Origin of the sequence: Solihabitans fulvus, from assembly GCF_008386585.1 — a bacterium.
GTDB lineage: Bacteria > Actinomycetota > Actinomycetes > Mycobacteriales > Pseudonocardiaceae > Solihabitans > Solihabitans fulvus.
Map to the genome: position 1 here is coordinate 91188 of NZ_VUOB01000005.1, position 16204 is coordinate 107391.

General features: G+C 73.7%; 12 protein-coding genes and 1 pseudogene. 8 read left to right on the top strand and 5 right to left on the bottom strand.

Annotation, left to right across the window (positions count from 1 at the left end; genetic code table 11):
- Position 1: 1 nt before the first annotated feature.
- Complete coding sequence (locus tag F0L68_RS03965) at positions 2 to 319, bottom strand: ArsR/SmtB family transcription factor (RefSeq protein ID WP_149848019.1); 318 nt, start codon at positions 317 to 319, stop codon at positions 2 to 4.
- A gap of 137 nt (positions 320 to 456) precedes the next feature.
- Here F0L68_RS03965 and F0L68_RS03970 point away from each other — a divergent pair, with 137 nt between their 5' ends.
- The 4 genes and pseudogenes from F0L68_RS03970 (at position 457) to F0L68_RS03985 (ending at position 5753) form a co-directional block, all read left to right on the top strand.
- On the top strand, positions 457 to 1932 hold the full coding sequence (locus F0L68_RS03970; protein WP_149848020.1) for an MFS transporter: 1476 nt from the start codon (positions 457 to 459) through the stop codon (positions 1930 to 1932).
- Between the two features lie 64 nt (positions 1933 to 1996).
- Positions 1997 to 3481, top strand: coding sequence for an FAD-dependent monooxygenase (locus F0L68_RS03975; RefSeq protein ID WP_149848021.1), 1485 nt, complete (start codon positions 1997 to 1999; stop codon positions 3479 to 3481).
- A gap of 94 nt (positions 3482 to 3575) precedes the next feature.
- Positions 3576 to 4934, top strand: coding sequence for a DUF6351 family protein (locus F0L68_RS03980; protein WP_149848022.1), 1359 nt, complete (start codon positions 3576 to 3578; stop codon positions 4932 to 4934).
- Between the two features lie 73 nt (positions 4935 to 5007).
- Positions 5008 to 5753, top strand: a pseudogene (locus F0L68_RS03985) (Vgb family protein).
- Positions 5754 to 5864: 111 nt separating this feature from the next.
- On the opposite strand, the gene F0L68_RS03990 reads toward F0L68_RS03985, so the two are convergent.
- The 3 genes from F0L68_RS03990 to F0L68_RS04000 all read right to left on the bottom strand — a co-directional run bounded on the left by F0L68_RS03990 (position 5865) and on the right by F0L68_RS04000 (position 9189).
- A complete protein-coding gene (locus tag F0L68_RS03990; protein ID WP_149848023.1) occupies positions 5865 to 6785 on the bottom strand; it encodes an SdrD B-like domain-containing protein in 921 nt (306 codons plus the stop codon).
- A 112-nt stretch (positions 6786 to 6897) separates the two neighbouring features.
- Positions 6898 to 8184, bottom strand: coding sequence for a cytochrome P450 family protein (locus F0L68_RS03995; protein ID WP_149848024.1), 1287 nt, complete (start codon positions 8182 to 8184; stop codon positions 6898 to 6900).
- Positions 8185 to 8280: 96 nt separating this feature from the next.
- Positions 8281 to 9189, bottom strand: a complete 909-nt coding sequence (locus F0L68_RS04000; protein ID WP_149848025.1) for a LysR family transcriptional regulator — start codon at positions 9187 to 9189, stop codon at positions 8281 to 8283.
- A gap of 111 nt (positions 9190 to 9300) precedes the next feature.
- On the opposite strand from F0L68_RS04000, the gene F0L68_RS04005 reads away from it, so the two are divergent.
- Positions 9301 to 10023: an SDR family oxidoreductase gene (locus F0L68_RS04005; RefSeq protein ID WP_149848026.1), complete on the top strand. Its 723-nt coding sequence runs from the start codon at positions 9301 to 9303 to the stop codon at positions 10021 to 10023.
- 112 nt (positions 10024 to 10135) lie between these two features.
- On the opposite strand, the gene F0L68_RS04010 is transcribed toward F0L68_RS04005, so the two are convergent.
- Positions 10136 to 13492, bottom strand: a complete 3357-nt coding sequence (locus tag F0L68_RS04010; protein WP_149848027.1) for a S8 family serine peptidase — start codon at positions 13490 to 13492, stop codon at positions 10136 to 10138.
- A 252-nt stretch (positions 13493 to 13744) separates the two neighbouring features.
- Between F0L68_RS04010 and F0L68_RS04015 the strand changes: the two genes are divergently transcribed.
- The 3 genes from F0L68_RS04015 to F0L68_RS04025 are packed head-to-tail and all read left to right on the top strand — an operon-like array spanning position 13745 to position 16184.
- Entirely contained in the window at positions 13745 to 14416 is a 672-nt protein-coding gene (locus F0L68_RS04015; RefSeq protein WP_149848028.1) for a response regulator transcription factor, read from the top strand.
- 11 nt (positions 14417 to 14427) lie between these two features.
- Entirely contained in the window at positions 14428 to 15696 is a 1269-nt protein-coding gene (locus F0L68_RS44500) for a sensor histidine kinase (protein WP_149848029.1), read from the top strand.
- 53 nt (positions 15697 to 15749) lie between these two features.
- Positions 15750 to 16184, top strand: coding sequence for a hypothetical protein (locus F0L68_RS04025; protein WP_149848030.1), 435 nt, complete (start codon positions 15750 to 15752; stop codon positions 16182 to 16184).
- Positions 16185 to 16204: the final 20 nt, after the last annotated feature.

Sequence of the window (16204 nt, forward strand, 5' to 3'; positions counted from 1 at the left end):
ATCAGTCAAGAACGAGTGCCGGTTCCTCGGCGAGCACGAGGTCGAGCAGGCCAGGGAAGCGCGCGTCGAGGTCGTCGCGGCGCAGCGTCAGGTAGAGCTTGCGGCCGGAGCGGCGCTGGTGCAGGACGCCGGCCTCGCGCAGGACCCGCCAGTGGTGGGTCATCGTGGACTTCGGCGCGCCGGTCTCGATCGCGCCGCAGAAGGTCTCCTCGCCCGAGGCGAGCGCGTGCACGATCGACATCCGGATCGGGTGCCCGAGCGCGGCCATGACCCCTTCGAGCCGCAGCTGCTCGCGTGTCGGGTGGGGGAGTTCGACCATCGCACCACCGTACCGAAAAGTCGTACTAACGCGTCTCACCTGCTTGACATCGCTCGCTCGACTGTACGAAAGTTCCGTACGTTCGGACTGTTCGGCTTTTCCGGACAGTCGTACGACTTGTCGTTGAGAAGGAACCGATGCCCTCCACTCCGCCATCGCCGGGCCCCCACCGCCGCCGCCTCGGTTTCGCCCTGGCGCTGCTGGCGTTCGCCCAGCTCGTCATCGCGTTGGACTTCAACATCGTGTACGTCGCGCTGCCCGAGATCGGCCGCGCGCTAGGCTTCTCCGCCCAGTCGTTGCAGTGGGTGGTCAGCGCCTACGCCGTGGCCTTCGGCGGGTTCCTGCTGCTGGGCGGGCGGGCCGCGGACCTGCTCGGCAGGCGCCGCGTGTTCGCCGCGGCCCTCGCCCTCTACGCCGTGTCCTCGCTGGTCGGCGGCCTCGCGTCCGGCCCTGGCCTGCTGGTCGCGGCGCGCGCGGTGCAGGGCGTCGGCGGCGCGCTGCTGTTCCCGGCGACCCTGTCGCTGGTCAACACCATGTTCGCGGAGGGAGCCGAACGCAACCGCGCCCTCGCGGTGTGGGGCGGGGCCGGCGCCAGCGGCCTGTGCCTCGGGTCGCTGCTGGGCGGCGTGCTCACCGACGCCTTCGGCTGGACCTCGGTGTTCTGCGTCAACGTGCCGCTGGCCGGCGTCGCCGCGCTGCTGGCGTTCGCGCTCATCCCGCGCGACCCGGCTCGCGAGCGCGGCCGCGGCGTCGACCTGCCCGGTGCGGTGACCGCGACCGCCGGGGTCACGCTGCTGGTGTTCGCTCTCGTGCGGGGACCCGACGCGGGCTGGGGTTCGCCGACCGTCGTCGGTTGCCTGGTGGCCGCCGCCGCCCTGCTGGCCGCGTTCGCCGTCATCGAGTCCCGCGCCTGGGACCCGCTGATGCCGTTGCGGCTGTTCGCCAACCGCAGCCTGCGCGCCGGCATGGCCATCACGTTCATCTTCATGGGCACCTTCAGCGCCCTGCCCTACTTCCTCACGCTGTACTTCCAGAACGTGCACGGCTACAGCCCGTTGCAGACCGGCCTCGGGTTCCTGGTGCCGTCGCTGGTGATCGCCGTCGGCACACAGGTCGGCGAGCGGATGGTCGGCAGGCTCGACGTGCGCGCCACCCTGCTGACCGGCCTGGTCCTCGGCGCGGTCGGCACGGCCGGGCTCGCGCTGGGCATGTCCACCGACGGCAGCTACCTCGCGCTGCTGCCCGGCATCGTCGTGTTCTGCCTCGGCCAGGGCGTGACCTGGACCGGCATGTGGATCGCGGCGGCCTCCGGGGTGGACCACCGCGAACAGGGCGTCGCCTCGGGCATGGCCTCCACCACCCAGCAGGTCGGCGGCGCGATCGGGCTTGCGGTGCTCGTCGCGCTGGCCAACTCGCGCCTGCACGGCCTGACCGGCGAGGCCCTGCGCCGCGAGCTGACCGGCGGGGTCCGCACCGCCGTGCTCGTCGCGGCCGCCGGCATGGTCCTCGGCGCGCTGGTCGCCCTGACCTTCCGGACCCGCGCGCACGGCACGGTCGAGCCCGCCGTGGCCGCCGACGCGTTCGAACCCGCCATCGCCCGCCACGAGGACTGACCTCCGGGTGTCCGTGGCGTGGATCCGCCCCGCCGCGGACACCCCCTTTTTCCTGGAGAGACCGATGCACACCGATTTTGACGTGGCCATCGTCGGCGGCGGGCCCGTCGGCACGCTGCTGGCGGCCGAACTGGGCCTGCACCGCGTCCGCGCGGTCGTCCTGGAACGGCTGCCGGAGCCCTCAGGGCAGTCCAAGGCCGGCACCCTGCACGCCCGCACCGCCCAGACCCTGGACCGGCGCGGCCTGCTCGAGGAGGTCGCCGCCCTGGACCGGCCCCGCCCAGCAGGCGCGCCCGTCCCGTTCCACTTCGCCGGGATCTTCGGCCTCGACCTCGGCCACCTGTCGCCGGGCCCCGCGCTGGTCGGCGCGCCGCAGGCGTGGGCAGAGCAGGTCTTCGCCGACCGCGCGGCCCGGCGCGGCGTGCCCATTCGCCGAGGACACGCCGTGGTCGGGCTCGCCGACCACGGCGACCACGTCGCACTCGAGGTCACCGGCCCCGACGGCCCCTACCGGCTCACCGCAGGGTTCGTCGTCGGCGCGGACGGCGCGCGCAGCGCCGTGCGGTCGCTGGCCGGCATCCCGTTCGTCGGGCACGGCGCGACGGTGGCCGCGCTGATGGGCGACGTGCGGCTGCTGGCGCCCCACGACGCCCCGCAGGGCTGGCAGCGCACCCCACGCGGCTGGATCATGACCTTCGTCAACCCCGCCGGCGTCAGCAGGGTGTTCACCTACGACTTCACCGCCCCGCATCCCGACCGCCGCGCGCCGGTGACGCTCGAGGAGTTCCGGCGCACCGCCGAGCGCATCGCCGGCCGGCCCGTGCCGATGGCCGAACCCCGATGGCTGACCCGCTTCGGCGACGCCGCGCTCCAGGCCAAGACCTACCGCGCCGGCCGGGTGCTGCTGGCCGGGGACGCGGCGCACGTACACTTCCCGACCGGCGGCCAAGGCGTGAACACCGGCCTCCAGGACGCGGTGAACCTGGGCTGGAAGCTCGCCGCGCAGGTCGCCGGCTGGGCCCCCGACGGCCTGCTGGACAGCTACCACGGCGAGCGGCACCCGGTGGCGGCGCGGGTGCTGTGGAACGTGCGCGCCCAGGTCGCCCTGATGCGGCCCGGCCCCGAGGTCGACCCGCTGCGGGAGCTGTTCGCGGAGCTGCTGGACCTGCCGCAGGTCAACGACCGGCTCGGCCGGATGATCAGCGGCCTGGACATCGCCTACGACGTGGGCCTGCCCGGGGTCGCGGCGGCCGGGCGGCTGGCCGAGGACCGCGACCTCAAGACCGCCGACGGGCCGGTGCGCCTGGCGCGGCTGCTGCACGCGGGCCGCCCGGTGCTGCTGGACCTCACCGACCGGGCGGACCTGCGGCGGGTCGCCGAGCCGGTGGCCGACCGGGTCGACGTGGTGACCGCGCTGCCGGTCGTCGACGACGGCGCCGGGGCGCTGCTGATCCGCCCGGACGGGTACGTCGCCTGGGCCGAGCACGACCACCGGAGGGATCCCGCGACGCTGCGGGCCGCGCTGACGCGCTGGTTCGGCGGCCCTTGACCGGTGCGGCTGCCCGTGGCAGGGCCTGCCGGCGGTAGCGGACCCCTCGCCGGGCTGCCACGGTGGGGGAGCCGCTACCGCGAGGGGGTCCCCCATGCGTCGACGTCTGCTGATCGGCATCGCCTTCGTGCTCGCCGCCCTGGTGGGGGCGCCCTCGGCCGGGTGGGCCGCGCCGGGCGACACCGTGGTCGACGGGACGCTGCCCGACGGCGCGGCCTACCGGTTCGAGGTGCCCGCCGGCTGGAACGGCACGCTGCTGCTGTTCAGCCACGGCTACCGCGGCCCCGGCAGCCCCAACCCCGCCGCCGACGGGCCCGACGCGCAGACAGACCGGTGGCTGCTGGCGCACGGCTACGCGCTGGCCGGATCGTCCTACGCCACCACCGGCTGGGCGGTGGCCCAGGCCGTGCCCGACCAGGCCGCCACCGCCGAGCTGTTCGCTGCGCGATTCGGCCACCCGCGCCGCACCATCGCGTGGGGCTCCTCGCTCGGCGGGCTGGTCACCGGGAGCCTGCTGGACGCGCGTCCCGACCTGGTCACCGGCGCACTGCCGATGTGCGGGGTCCTCGACCCGGTCGGCGCGTGGAACCAGGCCCTTGACGCGGAGTTCGTGTTCGCGACGCTCGCCGCGCCGACGGCGAACCTGCGGCTGGTCGGCATCACCGACCCGGTCGGCAACCTCGCCGGCGCGCAGGCCGCCCTGGACGCCGCCCAGGCCACGCCGCAGGGCCGGGCCCGCATCGCGTTGACCGCGGCGGTCGCCGACGTGCCGGCGTGGTCGGACCCGAGCGCGCCGGAACCGGCCGCGGGCGACCTGGCCGCGCAGGAGCACAACCAGTACGTCGACCTGCGCGCCGCGGCGTTCCCGTTCGCGTTCGCGCTGCGGGCCGAGCTGGAGGCGCGGGCCGGCGGGGTCGTGTCGTGGAACACCGGTGTCGACTACCGCCGCCAGCTGGCGCGGTCGGCGGACCGGTCGCTCGCGCTGGGTCTGTACCGCGCGGCCGGGCTGCCGGTGGAGGCCGACCTGGCGGCGCTGGCGGCGGCGCCGAGGGTGGCCGCCGACCGGCGCGCGGTGGCGTACCTGGCGGCCAACCACGAGCCGTCCGGGCGGCTGGCGGTGCCGGTGCTGACGCTGCACACCACGGGCGACGGCCTGGTCGCGCCCGAGCAGGAACGCGCGTATCGGAACGCGGTGGCCCAAGCCGGGGACGGGCGGCTGCTGCGGCAGGTGTTCGTGCACCGCGCGGGGCACTGCGCGTTCACGATGGGGGAGGCGGTGGCGGCGTTGCGGGCGTTGGAGCACCGCCTGGACACCGGGCGCTGGGACGGGGCGACCGAGCCCTCGGCGCTGAACGCGGCGGCCTCGGCGGTGGGCGGTCCGGTCGCGCCGGCCTTCCTGCGCTACCGACCGGGCCCGCCGGAGCGCACCGAAACGGGTTTGCGCGACGGCTGAGCCCATGACACGCTCCTAACGCAACTAAAGTAGCACTAGGAGCGATGTGGCGCAGCGGCACACCCATCCGACGATCACCGAACGACCGGTCTCCGACGCGGCCGCCGGGCCCTACGGCATCGCCACGGGCCCCGACGGCGCGCTGTGGCTCACGCTCGTGCACGCGGGCGGTGTCGCGCGCCTGGACACCGACGGCACGGTCACCAGCCACCGGCTCGACTCGGCGACCTGCCGCCCCATGGTCATCACCGCCGGGCCGGACGGCGCGCTGTGGTTCACCGGGATGAACACCGACACCGTCGGCCGCGTCACCGCCGACGGCGAGGTCACCGAGTTCGCGCTGCCCAACCAAGGGCGCCATGGCCTCCTTCATCACCATCGGCCCCGACGGGGGCACTGTGGTGCACCCTCAACCAGGCCAACGCCGTCGCCAGGGTCGACACCGGCGGCGAGGTGACGATCCACCCGGTGCCCACCGAGGGCGCGGCGCCCGTCGGCATCACCGCGAGCGGCGACGCCCTGTGGTTGGTGGAGATCGGCGCCGGCCAACTGGGCCGCATCGACACCGACGGCCGCGTCGAAGAGTTCCCGCTGCCCGACCGCGCCGCGCGGCCGCACGCCATCGTCGCCGGCGCGGACGGGTCGTGCTGGTTCACCGAATGGGGCACCGGCCGCGTCGGCCACGTCACCGCCGACGGCGACATCGACGTGTACCCGCTGCCCGACCCGCGCAGCGAGCCACACGGCCTGACCGTAGGCCCCGACGGCGCGGTGTACGTGGCGCTGGAAACCGGGTTGGCGGCCCGCCTGGAACCGTAGCGCCATTTCCGACCGACACCCGAACAATCACGGGACGCACGGTGGTGCCCCGACCGGATTCCGGTCGGGGCACCACACGCGATCAGCGAGATCGGTGTGTCGGAGGAAACGTTACGGCGTGGCGGCCGAAACGGTGATCGTCCGGGTCAGCACATTGTTGGCGGGATTCTTGTCCTTGTAGATCCCACTGGCCGTGTTCGTGATTGCGGCATCGGTCAGCGGCTTGTCAGCCACTACCTGGACCGTGAATCCCACACCCTGGTGCGGGTGCACCCGGACGCAGGTGCTCACAAAAGCCCGATGGTCGCTGACCAGCTCGTCGCAGCCGGCGGTGGCGGAAACGATGCGCAGACCATCCGGCACCTGCACAGTGGTGAAGAGCTGGTCGTAGATGTTGCCCAGGCTCTTCGACGCCGCCTCGACGTCGAACACCTGCCCGACCTTGATGTCGGGATCGCCGTGGTTCACGACGAGCTTCGACGCGGCCTGGTCGCCGTGCGCGTCGACGTAGCCGGCGTCGAAGCCCTTGACCTGCGTGACCGACCCGTCCTCACCCTGGGTGAGGGTGACCGTGGCCTGCCCCGTCGCGGGATCGAACCTCGAGTCCCGGTGGTGGTCGCCGTCGGCCGACCACTTCAAGGTGAACCCCAGGTCCGAGAACACCAGATCGTTGGCCTGCACCTGGTAGGTCCCGCTGGCGAGACCGGTGAAACAGTAGTTGCCGTTGTCGTCGCTGTTGACATAGGTGTAGCCGGGTCCATTGTTGATGCTCAGCAAATCGGCCATGCCGGGTTCACCGGCGTCACGGCGGCCATTCCCGTTGAGGTCCTTCCACACCGTGCCGCAGATGGAACCGTTCGCCGGCGTGTCGGCGAATGCGGCGCCGGCGGTCACGATCGGCGCGCCGAACGCGATAGCGGTCGCGACGACTAACGCCGAAGTGCGGACAGCCTTGTGCCCCAACAATCTCATGTTTCCCCCTCTAGAAACGGTGTCGATCAGGTCGACATCTAGAGGTCGTTCCAGACGCATCGAGGTTGTCGCACGTTATTCAACCGAGATGTTCACGGCATCGCGCGAAGTTCCGACACGGCGCAGGCCGTGGCGGCGTGACCGGTCGTCCCGGCCGCGCCGCCACGACCGGTCACGCGGCGCGGGGCGTGAAGGTCACCGGGAGCCGCTGGAGGATCCGCATGCTGGGGCTGGGCCGGTAGCGCAGCTCCGAGGGGTCCACGCCCAGCGCGAGGTTCTCGCACCTGGCCAGGAGCGTGCCGAACCCGATCTCGCCCTCGGCGTGCGCGAGGGGCATGCCGAAACAGAAGTGCGGGCCGTGGCTGAAGCCGAGGTTGGCGCTGGCGTCGGCGCGGTGGATGTCGAAGATGTCGGGATCGGGGAACCGGTCGGGGTCGCGGTTGGCGGCGGCGAGGTTGACCGCCACGACCGAGCCGGCCGGGATGACGGTGCCGCCGATGGGCACGTCCTCCACGCTGAACCGCATCCACGGGTTCTTCACCGGCGCGTCGTAGCGGATCATCTCGTCGATCGCGCCGGGCAGCAGCGACGGGTCGGCGATCAGCTCCGCCATCTTCTCGGGGTGGTTCAGCAGCGCGAGGCCGCCGTTGCCGTACATGTTGGCCGTGGTCTCGAAACCGGCCACCAGCACCTGGAACACCATCGCGAGCAGCTCGTTGAGGTCGAGCTGGTCGCCCTCGTCGTGCAGGTGGATCAGCGCGGTGAGCAGGTCGGTGTCGTGCTCGTCCTCGACGAGCAGCCCCTCCCGCTGCTTGGCCTGGATGAACTCGGCGAAGTAGTCCCGCGTGACGGCGAAGGCCCGGATGATCTCCTCCGGCGCCACCGCGCCGACCGAGGAGAACGCGGCGGCCCAGTCCCGCAGATGGGACTGCTCGTCCTGAGGGACGCCGAGCAGCTCGCTGATCACCGCGAGCGGCAGCGGATAGGCCAGCTCCTCCATCAGGTCGGCCTCGCCGCGCGGCAGGAACTTCCCGATCAGGCCGTCGGTGATCTCCTGGATCCTGGGCCGCAGCTCCCGCACGCGGCGCGGGGTGAAGACCTTGCTGACCATCTTGCGCAGCCGAGTGTGGTCGGGCGCGTCGGTGGCCAGCATGTAGCGGTCGAAGCCCAGCTGCTCGGTGGCGAACAGCCACGGCCCCTTGGCGCGCACCTCGGCGGTGGCGTGCCGGCGGTCGTGTTTGATGCGCGGGTCGGCCAGCGCCTGCTTGGCCTCCTCGTACCGGGTGATCAGCCACATCGGCAGCCCGAACAGGACCACCTCGCGGACGGGGCCGGTCTCGCGCATCTCCTTGTAGAACGGGTAGGGGTCCTGGTTGAACGCCGGTCCCAGCGTGGCGAGGTCCAGCGGCGCGTCGGTCAGCTGTAGTAGCGACGGTTGTTGTACGTCCACAACACTCATCTCCCCCTAGCGTCTGCCCGCGCGAAGGCTGCCCGGCAGTGTGTCGTCGTTGACACCGCGCGGATACGTCGTTTACGCGCGCACCGCGGGTTTCCCTCAACTTCCGTGGCGGCCCGAGATGTCGGCGGCGGCGTCGGTGGCCGCGCGGACGAACGCGGCCACCGAGGGCGAGCGGCTGGTCTGCGCCCACGCCACCACGACCGTGCTGGGGCTGATGTCGACCACCGGCACGCACACCAGGTCCGCGCGCGGGTGCAGCGCGGCGGAGGCCAGCGGCACGAACGCCACGCCCTGGCCCAGCGCCACGACCTCCAACAGCTGTTGGAAGTCGCCGACCTCGGGGCCCTCGGGGGCAGCCGCGCCGGGCAGGTGGTCCAGGGCCGCGCGGAACAGCGCGTGGCGGGGGCCGGCGGGCGGCCACACCGGCACCGGTTCCCCTGCCAGGTCCGCCCGGCGCAGCGTGCCCCGGCCGGCCAGCCGGTGGCCGCGCGGCAGCAGGACGCCGCGCGGCTGGGTAGCCAAAACCTCGTGGTCCAGGCCAGCGTGGTCGGGCAGGTCGCGCAGCAGGGCCACGTCGGCGGCGCCCTCGCGGAGTTCGGCGGCCTGCTCGCCCCAGCCGCCGACAGTCACCCGCGCGGGCGGATGGCCCGGTTCGCGGTGGTAGCGGGCGAGGACGTCGGCGAGCAGGCCCGCGTCGCCGCCGGGCTTGACCGCGACCACCAGCCGGGGCTGGGGGAGTCCGGCGCGCCGGGTGCGCGCGGAGGCCGCGGCGGCCGCGTCGAGCACGTGGCGGGCCTGGTCGAGCAGGACCCGGCCGGCGTCGGTGAGTTCGACCCTGCGGGTGGAGCGGCGCAGCAGGATCACGCCGAGCTTGCGTTCCATGCCCTGCACGGCCTTGGACAGCGGCGGTTGGGCCATGCCGAGCCGCCCTGCGGCGCGGCTGAAGCTCAGTTCCTCGGCCAACGCGACGAAGTACCGCAGCTCCCGGATCTCCAGGTCCGCCATGCGCCGCAGCCTAGGCCAGTGATATCCACCGGGTATTTATATCGGCGGGGTATTAGTGCGTGGCCGGTCGGTCTTTCCCTCGCACCGGGCCGCGCTGGTGGACTCGTACCCATGACACTCCCCTCGGACCGTCCCGTCGCGTTGGTCACCGGCGCCAACCGCGGTATCGGCAAGGAGATCGCGCGCGGCCTGGCCCGCGCGGGCATGACCGTCCTCCTGGGTTCGCGCGACCCCGAGCGCGGGGTCCTCGCGGCGCGGGAGCTGGCCGCCGACGGCGTCGTGTTCGTCCAGCTGGTGGACGTCACCGACCCCGCCTCGGTCACGTCGACGGCGCAGGCGATCACGCGGCGGTTCGGACGGCTGGACGTGCTGGTCAACAACGCCGGGATCGCGCAGCGCGGGATCGGCGCGCCGAGCGCGTTCACCGCCGAGCACCTGCGCGTGGTGTACGAGACCAACGTGTTCGGCGTGGTCACGATGATGCACACGCTGCTGCCGCTGCTGCGGCTCGCGCCGGCCGCCCGCGTGGTCAACGTGTCCAGCACCAGGGGGTCGCTGACCGAGCCATCGGCCTTCGGCGGGCAGCCGAACCTGGCGTACTCCACGTCCAAGACCGCCCTCAACGCGTTGACCGTGCACTACGCCAGGGAACTCGCCGACACCCCGATCAAGGTCAACGCCGCGTCGCCGGGTCACGTCGCGACCGACTTCAACGACCACACCGGCACGCGGACGCCGGAGCAGGGCGCCGCGGTGGTCGTGCGGCTGGCGACGCTGCCCGCCGACGGCCCGACCGGCGGGTTCTTCAACGACGACCGCGCCGAGTCGTGGTGACGACGCGAGCCCCTTGCCGCTGCGGCTGTTCGGCTGCTCCACGCCCGCCCGGTCCTGGCTGGGTGCCGTGCGCCACCGCTTACGGCAGCGCACGGCACCCGGACCCCGCGGGTCAGGCGATCGTGTACTCGTAGGGCAGGCCGGCGAGCTCGCCGCCGGTCATCGTGTTCATCACCGCCCCGCCCAGCGTGGAGCCGTAGTTGAAGTCGTCGACGAACAGGGTGCCGCGCACCTGCTCACCCGACTTGCCCTGCGGGGTGATCGTCACCGTGATCGTGGTCGAGGCGCCCGGCGCGAGCAGCACCGGCGTCGCCGGGTGGTCGGCCGCGACCGCCGACCGCCACACGTCGCCGGTGCTGGAGGTGAAGGCCGGGTCGAACAGGCGGGTGTGGGCGGTGCCGGTGAAGGTCACCGTCGCGGGCGGCGCGGTCCCGGTGAACGGGCCGGGCAGCTCGGCGGTGGCCCACCATGGGCCCGCCGACACCTCGGCCGCCCCGGTCCGCGCCGTGGCGACGGTGCCGACCGGGGCGGCGTACAGCTCAGGCTGCCCGGTGGCGTAGTAGGCGTCGATGGTGACCGGCGCGGTGCCGGCCGCCGCGAAGGACACGGCGTCGGTGTGGGTGGGCACCAGCCACCGTGGCTGCGCGGTCGCCGGCTGCGGCACCGGTATCCCCGTCGTGTCGGTGCCCAGCAGGGTCACGTCGCCGGTCTGGGTGAGGCGGGCATCGGCGAACACCGCCTCGGGCGCGACACCGGTGTTGGTGACCCGCACCGGCACCGCCACCGGCACGCCGGCCGCGAGGCGCGTGCCGGCGGGCAGGGCGGGCGCGGACACCTGGACGCTGTTGAACGCGACGCGCGCGGTCAACGGCTGGCTGATCTCCTTGCCGCTGACGGGGTTGGCCAGTTCGACGGTGAGCAGCCACCGGCCCTGCCGGGGCGCGGCGTGCCACAGCTGCACCGCGCCGGCGAAGGACTCGTGGCCCGCGGCGTCGACGACGTCGGAGCTGGCGTTGCCGGCGACCTGGCCCTGCGGGTCGAGCAGGTAGGCGCTGAGCACGGTGGTGCGGTCGGGGAAGGTGAGGCTGACGCCGACGTCGCGCAGCCCGGCCGGCAGGTCCAGCGCGTAGGTCCGCACCTGCGCCGGGGTGCCGTTGCCCCAGCGGCCGTTGCCGCCGGTGAGCGTGTCGGTGAACGTGCCGCCGTGACCGTCCAGGGGCACCGGGGCGCGCTGGATCACCGCGACGGACGCGACGTGCCCGAACAGGTCGGTCAGCTGCACCGACAGCGGCCGGTCGCCCGGCACGGTCGGCGCGGCCAGCCGCACCCCGATCGCGCGCGTCTCGCCCGGCGCCAACACCACCACACCCGTGGTGAGATGGCCGGCGTCGACGGTGTGGGACACCTGGGCGGCGAACTGCACGGTGCCCTTGTAGGTGCCGGCGGTCTGCAACACCACCACCCGCCACGTGCCCGCCGCCGGGGAACGCACGTCGACGTGCCCGTAGTCGCCCAGCCCCTGGGGCAGCGAGTACGCCTGGTACACGCCGTTGGGGTCGATCAACCCGAACCGGGGCTGCGAACCGCGGTAGCCGGCGAAGTACCCGTCCGGCGTGGCGATCTCGGCGTCCAGGCGGTCCGCGCCCGCCGGCACCGTGAACGTGCGCTCGGCGTAGACGCGGGTGAAGCCGTAGCCGTCGGCGTAGCGCGGCGCGGCCGGGTCGGTGGTGTCCAACGGCATCGACAGCGCCGCGACCTGCCTGGCCGGCCCGAACCCGCGCACCGACCCGGTGACCACGCGCGGCAGCGGCGAGGCGTTGGTGACGGTCACCGACGCCTCCGTGGCGTGCCCGACTGCGCCGGTCACGTCGAGCTGGCCCGGCAGCAGCAGCCCACCGCCGAGCAGACCGCCGCCGGTGCCGCCGGCCACCGACGCCGCCAGCCGCACCGCGCGGTCGCTGTCGAGCAGCCCGGCGCCCTGCTCCGACGCCGGGTGCCCGAGGTCCTGGGCGGTGCTGGTGAGGACCTGCTTGACCACCGACGGGCTGGGCCGCGCGCCGCCGTGATGCGCCTGGTAGGCCTGGATCACCAGGGCCGCCGCGCCGGCAACGAACGGCGCGGACTGGCTGGTCCCACCGAAGTTCTGGAGCCGCGCGCCCTTCTTGTCGCCGCCGACGCACCCGGTGTAGCGGGTCGTGTCGGGCCCGCACAGCGCCCACCCCAGGTCACCCGGCGCGACCAGGTCCACGGTCCGGCCGTTCTGGGTGACCCCGGCCGCCGACAGCGCGGAGATGTTGTCGCTGGCCCACGTCCCGTTGCCCAGGTGGATGCCGCCGTAGCCCAGCTGCGCGTAGGACCGGAACTGGGTGGTCGCGCCAACGGAGATGATGTTCGGGTCCGACGCGGGGGAGCCGATGGTGCCGTTGGGGCCGCCGTCGCCGCTGCACGCGATGACGGTGACCCCGGCCCGCACGGCCGCGTCGTCCGCGAGCTGCATCGGGTCGGTGCCGTTGTCGGGGTAGGGGTCGCCGTAGAACGACTCGTTGATCACGTCGACGTAGTCCACGGTCACCGCGTAGTCCACCGCCGCCAGGAACCGGGAACTCGGCGCGAAACCCGACCCGCCGAACACCTTCAGCGCGTACAGCGTCGCGTCGGGCGCCATGCCGCGCACCTGGATCGGGCACGGCCGCCCCACGGTGCCCGGCGCGGCCCAGTCGGTGCCCACGTCGTAGGTGAGTCTGCCCTGCGCGGCGATCGCGCTGGCGTCGCCGAACGCCTCGTCCGCCGACGTCGCCCCGTCGGTGCCCTCGCCGCTGAAGTCCCGGTAGTCCGCGATCACCGGCGACCCGTCGGCGCGCACCAGGTCCGGGGTGGCCACGTCGATGCCGTCGGCGATGAACGCGACCCGCACGCCCTTGCCGGTGGCCACCGACCGCGCCTGCGACCGGTTCTGGTCGGCGTAGGCGGTGTGGGTCAGTTGCAGCGCCTCGGGTTCCAGCGACGGAGCCCCGGTCGCGCACCCGTGCCCGCCGACCGCCGCCGCACCCGACCCGACACCCGAAGCCGCGGGAGGGGTGGGGGCGGCCAACCGCACCGGCAGGTCAGGCAGCACCGCCGCGACCGCCGGGTCCGCGGCCAGCCGCGCGGCCTCGGCCCGCGACACTGTCGCCGACACCGCGTTGACCACCGTCAACGCGTGCACGTCTCGGGCGTGCGCGTCGGCCAGCCGCGACACCAGCGGCGCCTGCTCGGCCCGCGCGACCTCCGCCCGCCGGGGCGCGCTGTCACCCCGCGCGGACAGGTCGGGGTGCTGGTCGCGTAACACCACGATCACCGCCGCGTCCCCACCCCCCGCGACCCCGGGATCCGCCGGGGCGGCCGAGGCCACCGCCGAGGGCACGCACACCGCGACCCCCACCAACACCGCCGCCGCAGCGGCCAACCGAGCCGAGCCGTACCCGCCCACGCGCGCCTCCGGAGATCACGGAAGTCAAGTCCGGGCGAACCATCGCCCATCGCGCGCCGACAGGGCCATCCCATCCGGGCATCACGGCCCAAAATGCGTCCACCCAGCCGCAGCCGACACGACCGAGCGGCCCAACCCGCCCCGCGCCCGCCGACACCCCGCGCCACACCCCGCCGGGACCGCGCGACACCCGTGAATCAGTCGCTTTTGTCGCGGTCGCTTTTGTGACCTCCGACGAACAGACTCGTCGCCATGACAACCGATCGGCCCAGGATCCTGGTCGTGGAGGACGACACGGACCTGTCGAACCTGCTCGGCCGGCTGCTCACCGACGAGGGCTACCTCGTCGACCGCGTCCACGACGGACACACCGCCCTGCACCGCGTCCTCACCGACCACCACGACGTCCTGCTCGTCGACCGAGGACTGCCCGCCATCGACGGCCTTGACCTGATCACCCGGCTGCGCCGCAGGGGAGTGACCACCCCCGCCCTCGTGCTGTCCGCCCGAGGCACCCCCGGCGACCGCGTGCAGGGCCTGGACGCCGGAGCCGAGGACTACCTGCCCAAACCCTTCGACATCGACGAGCTCCTCGCCCGCCTCCGCGCCCTGCGCCGCCGCCACCTGCACGACGCCACCGTGCTCCCGCTGCCCGGCGGCCGCCTGCTCGACGTGCACACCCGCACCGTCAGCGGCCACGCCACCGGCGACGTGACGCTGTCCGAACGCGAATGCGACCTGCTGGCCCTGCTGGCCGCCAACCCCACCCAGGTCTTCACCCGCGTCACCCTGCGCGACTCCGTCTTCCGCGACACCAACAGCGACGCCGCCGTCGAGACCTACGTCCACTACCTGCGCCGCAAACTCGACCGCCGCGTCATCGCGACCGTCCGCGGCCTCGGCTACCGCCTCGGCGCCCGCTGAACGGCCCCACCATGCCCCGCCCCGCACCCAGCACTCCGGCCACCTCCGCCGCCGAGGCCGACATCCGCGCCGCAGCCAGGACACTCGGCGCCCAGACCGCCGCCATGGTCGCCGTCGCCGTCGTCCTGCTCACCGCCATCGCCATGTGGATCACCACCAACGCCCAACGCGACACCGACCACCAACTGGTCACCGCGACCGCCGCCATCGCCGACGACGTCATCGACCCGCCACCCAGGGCCTGGGAAGTGATCCGGGCGCCGTCGGGCGCCCTCGCCAGCACCCCCGGCATGCCCGCGGGCCTACCCGACCGCGCCGCCCTGGACGCCGCCGCCGCGGGCGACCCCGCCATCGAACGCGACGTGCGCCTGCCCAGCGGCCACTTCCTCGTCCGCACCCAGGACCGCGCCAACGACACCGTCCAGATCGTCCTGGACCTCGGCCCCAGCGACAGCCAACGCGCCGACCTGCTCACCGCCCTGGCCCAGGCCGCGGCGGGCGGCCTGCTGTTCGCCGCCGTCACCGGCGTCCTGCTGGCCCGCCGCGTCCTCGCCCCACTGCGCCGCACCCTGCGCCTGCAACGCCAGTTCGTCGCCGACGCCTCCCACGAGCTCCGCGCCCCCGTCACCCTCCTGCACACCCGCGCGCAACTCCTGGACCGCGCCCTGCACCGCGACCCCACCACCGAGAACCTGCACGACGAGGCCACCGGCCTGGTCCGCGACAGCGCCAACTTCGTCGACCTCGTCGACGACCTGCTCGCCACCGCCCGACCCACCGCCGACAGCGCCGTCACCGACCTGTGGCCCGTCGCCCGCGACACCGTCGCCGCCGCCACACCACACGCCACCCAGCGCGGCCTGCGCCTGCACACCGTCCACGACGACCACCCCGCACCCGTGCTCGCCGCCCCCGCCGCCCTGCGCCGCGCCCTCACCGCCCTGGTCGACAACGCCATCGAACACACCCCGCCCGGCGGCACCATCACCGTCGCCGTCGCGCACACCCGCACCCGCGCGCTGCTGCGCGTCACCGACACCGGCTGCGGCTTCGACACCGCCGACCCCGACCTCGGCACCCGCTTCCACACCACCGCGCCACCCACCGGCCGCCCCCGCTACGGCCTCGGCCTCGCCCTGGTCAGCGACATCGCCGACCGCTACGGCGGCCACCTCGATGTGCGCAGCACCCTCGGCGAAGGCAGCACCGTCACCATCACGCTGCCCCTGCACCGCCGCCGCCTGCAACCACCCTGGCGCCGCACAACGTCCTCGCACTAGAACGCGTCCGACCGGACAGCGACCCGCGGCAGCCCACCATCCCGGAGGAACCGATGCGCGCGACCCTGCCCGCCGTGCTGCTCGCCGTCGCCTGCTGCGCGGCCTGCGGCGCCCGCACCCAAACCGGCACCCCACCACCGGCCAGCCCACCCACCAGCACCAGCACCACCGCCTGCGCCGGCACTCTCGACCTCACCGACACCGACACCAACCGCGACACCTGCGTCCGCGTCGGCGGCCGCGTCACCGTCCTCCTGCACGGCACCGACACCAGCACCTGGAACCCACCCACCGCCGACAGCGACGCCCTACGCCCGGTCACCGACACCAAGGGCACCCGACCCGTCGGCGTCACTGCCGTCACCTACACCGCCGACCACCCCGGCACCGCCCACGTCACCGCCGCCCGCGCCGCCTGCCCATCCGGCTCGCCCGGCACCCTCAAGTGCGCCCTCCAGAGCTTCACCGTCACCATCACCATCCGCTGACCCCACACACGGAGAGGCGG

Excerpts from the sequence above, each read along its gene's own strand:
- F0L68_RS03980 (WP_149848022.1), top strand. The coding sequence starts at position 3,576 with ATGCGTCGACGTCTGCTGATCGGCATCGCCTTCGTGCTCGCCGCCCTG.
- F0L68_RS03965 (WP_149848019.1), bottom strand. The coding sequence starts at position 319 with ATGGTCGAACTCCCCCACCCGACACGCGAGCAGCTGCGGCTCGAAGGG.
- F0L68_RS04025 (WP_149848030.1), top strand. The coding sequence starts at position 15,750 with ATGCGCGCGACCCTGCCCGCCGTGCTGCTCGCCGTCGCCTGCTGCGCG.
- F0L68_RS03970 (WP_149848020.1), top strand. The coding sequence starts at position 457 with ATGCCCTCCACTCCGCCATCGCCGGGCCCCCACCGCCGCCGCCTCGGT.
- F0L68_RS04000 (WP_149848025.1), bottom strand. The coding sequence starts at position 9,189 with ATGGCGGACCTGGAGATCCGGGAGCTGCGGTACTTCGTCGCGTTGGCC.
- F0L68_RS03990 (WP_149848023.1), bottom strand. The coding sequence starts at position 6,785 with ATGCGTCTGGAACGACCTCTAGATGTCGACCTGATCGACACCGTTTCT.
- F0L68_RS04005 (WP_149848026.1), top strand. The coding sequence starts at position 9,301 with ATGACACTCCCCTCGGACCGTCCCGTCGCGTTGGTCACCGGCGCCAAC.
- F0L68_RS03975 (WP_149848021.1), top strand. The coding sequence starts at position 1,997 with ATGCACACCGATTTTGACGTGGCCATCGTCGGCGGCGGGCCCGTCGGC.
- F0L68_RS04015 (WP_149848028.1), top strand. The coding sequence starts at position 13,745 with ATGACAACCGATCGGCCCAGGATCCTGGTCGTGGAGGACGACACGGAC.
- F0L68_RS03995 (WP_149848024.1), bottom strand. The coding sequence starts at position 8,184 with ATGAGTGTTGTGGACGTACAACAACCGTCGCTACTACAGCTGACCGAC.
- F0L68_RS44500 (WP_149848029.1), top strand. The coding sequence starts at position 14,428 with ATGCCCCGCCCCGCACCCAGCACTCCGGCCACCTCCGCCGCCGAGGCC.